Source organism: Chitinophaga sp. SVR4-12A, from assembly GCF_056754765.1.
Window position 1 is genome coordinate 1 of the sequence record NZ_JBPGWP010000003.1, and the last position, 7,549, is coordinate 7,549.

Here is a 7,549-nt window from a genome sequence, read left to right on the forward strand (position 1 = left end):
GCGTTCGCGCTGGTGCTGACCCTGAACGCGCTGACCATCGGCATGAGCTTCATCGGCATCTTCCTGGCCGCCAGCTACCCGTACCTCAAGCGCTACACCCACCTGCCGCAGGTGTACCTGGGCATGGCCTTCGGCTGGGCATCCCGATGGCGTTCGCCGCCATCCAGGGCGAAGTGCCGGTGATCGGCTGGCTGCTGTATGGCGCCAACATCCTCTGGTCCACCGCGTACGACACCTGGTACGCCATGGTCGATCGCGACGACGACCTGAAGATGGGCTCGCATTCCACCGCCATCCTGTTCGGCGACCTGGACCTGGTGATCCAGGGAATCCTGTACACGCTGTTCCTCGGCACGATGGCGCTGGTGGGCGTGCGCGGCGGGCTGGGTCTTTACTACTGGCTGGGCGTGGCGGTGGCTGCCGGGCTGATTGCCTACGAATTCTGGATCGCCCGCAAGCGTGAGCGCGACCCCTGCTTCAAGGCGTTCCTGCACAACAACTGGGTGGGCGCGGCGTTGTTTGCGGGTATTGCGGCGGCACTGGCGCTGGGTTGAGCTGCCGGGTCGCCCGACCAACGGTCGGGCGCTACCCGATCCGTGCGCGCTGGCGCCTGGCCGGTACGTCACGACCGTTGGTCGTGACGCCGCGCTCCGGCCGCGTTCGTGACATCGGGTTGCTACCAATAGGTGACTGACAGCCTTGTCCCCCTCCTGCACACTGCCCCCCAATGAACCTGGGAGGGTAGGGCATGGCCAGCACCACATCAGCGCCGGCACGGGACGGCTGGATGGCACGCGCAGCGCTGCGGTCGGCGGCCTGGGCGGAAAAATGGTTTCCCGACGCGTATGTGTTCGCGGTGCTCGGCGTGGTGATCGTGGCAGTGGCCGCCATGAGCTTCGGCGCCACCCCGCAGGCCACCGCCAAAGCGTTCGGCGACGGCTTCTGGAGCCTGATTCCCTTCACCATGCAGATGGCCTTCGTGGTCATCGGCGGGTATGCCGTGGCCACCGCCCCGGTGGTGGCGCGCTTCATCGAACTACTGGCGCGGGTGCCCGCGCACCGGCCGGGGCGCGGTGGTGTACGTCGGCCTGATCAGCATGCTGGCCTCGCTGCTCAGCTGGGGCTTTTCGCTGGTGTTCGGTGGCCTGCTGGTGCGTGCGCTGGCGCGCCGCCAGGAACTGCAGATGGATTACCGCGCCGCCGGTGCGTCCGCTTACCTGGGCCTGGGCGCGGTGTGGGCGATGGGGCTGAGTTCCTCGGCCGCCCAGCTGCAGGCCAACCCGGCCAGCATGCCGCCCGGCCTCGTGGAAATCACCGGGGTGCTGCCTTTCACCGAAACCATCTTCCTGTGGCAGTCCATCGCGCTTACCGCCGCGTTGATTCTGGTCTCGCTGCTGATCGCGTGGCTGACCGCCCCCGGTCCAGCCACCGCACGCACCGCCAGCGATTTCGCCGGGGCCGCGCAGGCCGAACCAGAACTGCTGCCGCCGCGCACGCGCGCCGGCGAATGGCTGGAGTACAGCCCGCTGCTGACCGTGCTGCTGTCGCTGCTGGCCTTCGGCTGGTTGTTCAGCGAATTCGCCAGCAAGCCGGTGGTGACCGCCATCGCCAACCTCAACACCTACAACTTCCTGTTCATTTCGCTGGGCCTGCTGCTGCACTGGCGGCCGCGCAGCTTCCTCAACGCCGTGGCCAAGGCCGTGCCCAGCACCACCGGTGTGCTGATCCAGTTCCCGCTGTACGGCGGCATCGCGATGATCCTTACCCATGCCGTTGGCAGTGGTGGAGAAACGCTGGCGCATCGGCTCTCCACCGTGTTCGTGCACATCGCCACCACCGACACCTTCGCGCTGGTGATGGGCATCTACTCGGCGGTGCTGGGCTTCTTCGTGCCCTCCGGTGGCGGCAAGTGGATCATCGAAGCGCCCTACGTGATGCAGGCGGCCAACGAACTGCATGCGCATCTGGGCTGGGCGGTGCAGGTCTACAACGCCGCCGAAGCCCTGCCCAACCTGATCAACCCGTTCTGGATGCTGCCGCTGCTGGGCGTGCTGGGGCTGAAAGCGCGGGATATTGTCGGCTTCACCTTCATCCAGTTGCTGGTGCACATCCCGCTGGTGCTGGGCCTGCTGTGGCTGCTTGGCATGACCCTGACCTACGTGCCCCCTGTCATGCCGTGACACGGCCAATGCGGTCCGCACAGCACCACGGCGTGGACCACGGCCGCCAGCTGCGGGTCCCGCAGGTGGCCGCGCAGCATCTGCTCCAGCCGGTCCCGAACATACGCGTCGAACTGGTGCAGCGGTTGTTGCTGCCCGATGGCGACCAACGCGTCGATCCGGCGACCAAGCTGCTCGTACATTTCTGTGTTCAGCGTGGTGTCGAACAGGCTGCGCAGCACCAACAGGCCGCGCGAGGACGGCGCCTTCGTGTCACTGGCCTGCGGTGGGTCCTCCAGCGCAGGCTCCAGCGCCTGCAACGCGGCAAACCGCGCCTGTGCGGTGTCGAAATCCACCAGCACCTGGCGCAACGTGGTGCGGCCACGTTCCACGGCATCAGCGTCCAGGCCGCCTGCCTCCAGGCGCTGGCGCAGGCGGGTGTACAGCTGGTTGGCGCTCTGCGCCGCCGTTGGTTCGACCGGCTCGAGGGGACCCAGCAGCTGGTAATCGATCGGCTGCTCACACACCTGCGCGGCCTGCTCGCGCGCCCAGTGGCGCACCCTTCGGTCTTCGGCGTTGAAACGATCGTCCTCCAGTGCCAGCCGGCTCACCGCATCGCGTAGTAGTGAGAACCGGTGCAGCAGGGCGCGGTACTGTCCGCCCAGCAGCGATGGTTTGCCGGTCAGTGCGGTCTCGGCCGAGATGGCCACCTGCAGCCGCTGCCCGAACGCGGTGACCCGGCCATGCAGCAGGTCGCGCCGGTGCCGGTGCAGGTCGATGTCATCGCCATGCGGGCCGATGTCCCAGTCCGGCACGAGGTAATCACGACAGGCGTGGAAGTCCTCGGCGGCATCGGCCGGCAGCAGGCTGTGCAGGCGTTGGCGCTGTATGCCCAATGCCGGATGATTGTCCTGCACCGGCAACGGCAGCCACTCGGGTGGCGCTGCCGCCGGGCGGTCGTCGGTGTGGAAATCCACCAGCATGGCGGTGCGCTTGTCGGGATGCGGCGCGTTGATCATGCCCACCGCGCGCAGCCGCTCCGGTGCAGTGAGGGCGCGATCCACATACAGCACGGCCCATCGCGCATCCTGGTTGCCGGCAGTTCACCATGCACGATCACCAGTTCCACCTCCGGCGGGATGCGCTCCGAGCCGCGGTCCATGGGCAGGCCGCGGTTGTCGAAGCCCGCCACATGGGTCTTCAACCGCCCATCCACCGCGAGTGCGCGCTGGTAGTCCAACGCCTGGTGGACCGTTCTCACCAGAAGCGCGCCGCGCAGGCCGCGTTCCGCCAGCCGGACCAGATCGTGGAAATGCTGGCTGATGGCGGTGGCGACCTGGGCCACGCGTCGGGAGGGCGAATCCCCCTCGGGCTTCGGGCCGACGTCGCGCCATGCCTGCACCACCACGCCATCGGCGACGGCATGCTCGGGCAGATACTCGTACAGCCTCGGGCCAGGGTCAAGACCGGGCACCGGTGCGGTAACCGGTGCGGCCACCAGCGTCAGCCAGGTCGCCTGCGGCAGGCAACGGCGCAGACGACGCAGAAGGACGGGATCGCTGTCCCAGAAATCGGCATCCGCCAGCAGCACGATGTCTTCGTCGGTGGCGGTCATTTCATCATCGGCGCCGGGCAGCCTGGTCCTGCGCGCCCAACCACGCAGGATGCGCAGCGGCACCTCATGCAGCGAGGGACCCGCCGGCCAGGAACTCGGTGAGCTGGTCAGCAGGCAGTGGACCAGGCCGCTGCGCGCCGGTCCTCGGGGGCGGCGTGAGCCGGGTCAGTGGCTGCAGCACGCGAATCGGCCTGAACGCCGCATCGGACCGCATGGCCTGCAACAGCCACTGCCGCGTCCGCTGCAGCCCGCTGCCGGGTGCCAGGCACAGCTGCCCGCCGGTACGACGGCCGCTGGCGTCGCGGGTCCTTAGTGCCTGTAGCGCACACTGCACCGCAAAGAACTGGTGGGACCGAACCAGACAGCGTCGGCCACTTCGGCCCTCGGCAGGAAATGCCGTATCAGCTGCAGGAACCGGGCGGCGACAGCACGCCATGCAGCAGTTCGGCATGCGTGGCCCACGGTGGGTCCAGCGGGACATCGGAGAAGGGCAACGCGGCATCGCGCAGCTGGGTCTGCGCGGCCGGGCTCCAGCCATGCTCCCGCCATTTCACCCACGCATGTGAAGGGGTGCCGACAGCGGCATGGCGGCCGCCACGACGGTCCAGGTCAGCAGCAGCTGCGCGTGCTGCACCGGCGGATTGATCGGCATGCTGCCCAGGCCGCGCAACAGGTGCCGGATGCCATCCTCTGCGGTTCCCCATCGCTTGTACGCATCGCGCTCCACGCAGGCCAGCACCACCAGGGGAATGCCGTTGACGTAACCGACCAGCTCGCGAACGTGGCCGTCGGACGGATCTCCGGGCGCTGCCAACCGCAGGTCGGTACGCATCGCGTCAGCCACATCCCAATGGTTGCGCTGCACATGCTCCCAATCCATCAACGGAACCGGGACCGAGATCCGGCGCCCATTGGGCAATTCCAGTTCGGTATGAACGCCGTGGACCAGCAGCCGGTGCACCGCGCTGCTCGATGCCACCCAATCCAGGCTGTGGCAGCACGTTTCGGCCTCGGCAATGATCAGGTCGAATGAAGTGGGCGAAAGCGCCACGCGCTCGCCTTCCCACTCGTACCGATAGCGACGCAGCCACGGCAGCAGCCGCTTCTCCAGCAATGCGCTGTGATGTTCGCCGCGTAACGCCGCCACCGCAGCCTCATCGAGAGGGTTCCAGCCCAGCCGCCGCAGCCAACCCAGCACGGAATCGCGCACGCCGAACCTGCTGTGGGGGGCGTTCATGCGCGCCCTCCATGTTGTAAACCGAAGACAAGCACGCAGAGAGCGTCGAATTTCTGGCGAATGATGTTCATGGCACCAGTCTGGACGAAGCTAATGCTGCCGTTGCTGTGTGCATCATTCCGTTTCATGCGTTCGGCGAGCGCAGCGCGTAACGCATTCTCGATGCATATTCCAATCGAGATAGCTTCGGTCAATTGATGAGACGTTGCAGCGGCGGCTTCAGGTCAGATCCGACAGTTCCCGCTCCAGCGCATCCAGCTCGGCATTCAACGCCGCCTGGAGGGCCGACGAACCGCGCGCGGACAGCTCGGCGCGCTGCGCGCGCAATGTCGGCAAGATCCGCAGCGGGGCAGCGGGCCACCGGCTGCACATAGCGGGCAACACTCAGGTTGCCGCCATTGCGGGCCAGCTCCTCGGAACTGGCCAGATACGCCACGCCGGGTACGGTTCTGCGCTCGCTGCAGAGGCGGTGCAGGGTGCGCGCCGCCTGATCACCAAGCCGCGGACCGCGCTCCCACGCGTGGCAAGGCCGCGCGCATCGACAAACAGCACAGCGTCATGCCGGCGCACCTTGCGCAACAACAGAAGGTCGCAACCCACGCACCGGCGAACAGCCGGTCAGGCAGGCCGATCACCATGTCCACCAGGTCTCGCGTCCAACCAGCACTGCCGGATGCGGCGCTTCCTCGCCATCGCGGAACAGCACGCCATGCGGTCACCACGATCGCCATGCGCCCTACGCACCGGCTCCAACGTAGCCAGCATGTGCTGGATCAGCGCGGCATGCGCCCACTGCCGGGACGGAACGCCCTGCAGGAAGCGGAAGTAGGGATCGTGGCTGGCCTGCGCTGGTGCCCACTTCAGCGAAAGCGGCGGGCACGCCAGTGCCACATGGAAGCGCTGCAGTTCGCCGTCCTGCAGCAGCGGTTCCTCCAGCGGGTCGCGGACAAAGAGACGCGGGGTGTCCGCGCCCTGCAGCAGCAGGCGCTGCCGAGCGACCGCGGACTGCATGGCGTCCGCCTCCTGGCCATAGAGTGGGTAGCGGGCCTGGGCCTGCCGGGCCAATCGAACTTTCCTCATCGCGCATCCAGCTGGCCGCTGCCCGCAGGACGGCCCCTGCCGGCAGCTGGGATTCGTAGACCGCCTGATCCGCGCAGGGGTGGGTGAGCGCAGCCATCAGCCAGCGCAACCCCTGCGGGCACCTGCGCAGGAAGCAGAGCGTCCACCGCGTCGCCAACGTCCGGACGGGGTACCCCGCGCTGCTGGCGGAAGTCCAATGCCGGCAGCGCAAGACGCTCCAGCACCTGCAGCAGTACGGCATCGCGCACGAGCGGGTCGTCGGGCAGCGCATCTTCCAGCTTCAACGTCGGGAACAGGCCACCCAGCTTGCGCGGATTGGCCAGGGCGAACACGCGCAGCGCGTTCATCACCCTCAGGCGATCGCCTTCCGCATGACGCTGCCGGATCAGCGTGTCGAAGCGGGCCTGGAGCGGCAACGCGTGCAAGGCACGCAGCGCGGCGGCTCGCCCGGCGAGTACGGAATGTCCGGGTATCCGCCGTAGTACGTGGCGTCGCTCGCCACTCTCAGCAACAGCAACGAGAGGACCAGGAAGGTATCGGCGTCGGGCCGTTCTCCCCCATCGAGCGCGTCGCGGGCGTGGACGAGGGCGGCGAGCGTGGCGGGAACATCTGGCCGCAGCCGGCACGTGACATTGGTTGGAGGAGCAGGAAGATCAGAACTGTGGATCGGTGTGGGTCATGGCCGCGTACAGATTGAGAGCGGACACCAACAGTATGTCCACGGTTCGGATATCCAAAATTCAGATAATCAGGGGAAGCCCTGACGCACGCGGTCATCGTGGCCGCTCGTCCAGGATGTGCGCCGCATAGCGGGCGACCTCCTGGCGCCTTGCGGCGATCATCTGCTCGCAGTGAAGCTTCTCGAGCCGCGCTGCCCGCGCGATGGACACGATGCGTTGCTGGAGGAGCAGGGGCGGCAGCTGCACGCGCAACTCCTCGATGGCTGCCTTGCGGAGGTCTGCTGCGACGTGATCCCGCGGATTGCCGGCGCAGGTACTCCTGGTGCGCCTTCCTGGTTGAGCTGCCACGCGAGGAAGGCGGGCATGATCCGTTCGCGGTCGCTCACACGGATGACGACACAGGCGGGGGCCGCAGACTCGTGTCGGCGGGTGGGTTGCACAGCAGCACCGCGAGTGGATGGGCGCCGCGCGCGGCGCAGCAGGACGTCGCCCTCCTGGACCCAGTCCGGCGCCTTGCGCGGGTGCAGCCGCGTACGCAGCAGATCGCACGGATTGTGCACGCCCGATGCGCTCAGGTTCTTCAACTGGATCACGCCGGACCGGCCCATCCGGGAAGGCGGTGATTGCACCCCGGAACGGATGTCCCTGGCGGATGCTGGCGATGTCGCGAGAGCTTCGTACTGCGACGATGATTGTTCATGGGGCGAACCATGCGCGGCAGGAATTCGCACGTCAAATGTGCGTTTTGCACCATTCGGAATGATGCAGCGGGACCCGG

The 7,549-nt window shown here is 67.4% G+C and carries 6 protein-coding genes and 2 pseudogenes; 4 read left to right on the forward strand and 4 right to left on the reverse strand.

Annotation, left to right across the window (positions count from 1 at the left end; genetic code table 11):
- Positions 1-42 precede the first annotated feature (42 nt).
- The 3 genes and pseudogenes from ACR9Y8_RS31135 to ACR9Y8_RS31145 all read left to right on the forward strand — a co-directional run bounded on the left by ACR9Y8_RS31135 (position 43) and on the right by ACR9Y8_RS31145 (position 2,180).
- A pseudogene (locus tag ACR9Y8_RS31135) lies at positions 43-554 on the forward strand (UbiA family prenyltransferase).
- Positions 555-787: 233 nt separating this feature from the next.
- A pseudogene (locus ACR9Y8_RS31140) lies at positions 788-991 on the forward strand (TIGR00366 family protein); the annotation flags it as partial.
- 4 nt (positions 992-995) lie between these two features.
- On the forward strand, positions 996-2,180 hold the full coding sequence (locus tag ACR9Y8_RS31145) for a short-chain fatty acid transporter (RefSeq protein ID WP_481217232.1): 1,185 nt from the start codon (positions 996-998) through the stop codon (positions 2,178-2,180).
- Here the strand turns inward: ACR9Y8_RS31145 and ACR9Y8_RS31150 are convergent.
- The 4 genes from ACR9Y8_RS31150 to ACR9Y8_RS31165 all read right to left on the reverse strand — a co-directional run bounded on the left by ACR9Y8_RS31150 (position 2,156) and on the right by ACR9Y8_RS31165 (position 6,091).
- Positions 2,156-3,178, reverse strand: a complete 1,023-nt coding sequence (locus tag ACR9Y8_RS31150; RefSeq protein WP_481217233.1) for a hypothetical protein — start codon at positions 3,176-3,178, stop codon at positions 2,156-2,158. The genes ACR9Y8_RS31145 and ACR9Y8_RS31150 overlap by 25 nt on opposite strands.
- The gene (locus ACR9Y8_RS31155) at positions 3,175-3,837 is read right to left on the reverse strand and encodes a hypothetical protein (protein WP_481217234.1); all 663 of its coding nucleotides are present in this window, start codon (positions 3,835-3,837) and stop codon (positions 3,175-3,177) included. Before ACR9Y8_RS31155 ends, ACR9Y8_RS31150 begins: the two co-directional genes overlap by 4 nt.
- A 487-nt stretch (positions 3,838-4,324) precedes the next feature.
- Positions 4,325-5,011: a type I restriction endonuclease gene (locus ACR9Y8_RS31160; protein WP_481217235.1), complete on the reverse strand. Its 687-nt coding sequence runs from the start codon at positions 5,009-5,011 to the stop codon at positions 4,325-4,327.
- A gap of 618 nt (positions 5,012-5,629) precedes the next feature.
- Positions 5,630-6,091, reverse strand: coding sequence for an N-6 DNA methylase (locus tag ACR9Y8_RS31165; protein ID WP_481217236.1), 462 nt, complete (start codon positions 6,089-6,091; stop codon positions 5,630-5,632).
- 83 nt (positions 6,092-6,174) lie between these two features.
- On the opposite strand from ACR9Y8_RS31165, the gene ACR9Y8_RS31170 reads away from it, so the two are divergent.
- Entirely contained in the window at positions 6,175-6,573 is a 399-nt protein-coding gene (locus ACR9Y8_RS31170) for a hypothetical protein (RefSeq protein WP_481217237.1), read from the forward strand.
- Positions 6,574-7,549: the final 976 nt, after the last annotated feature.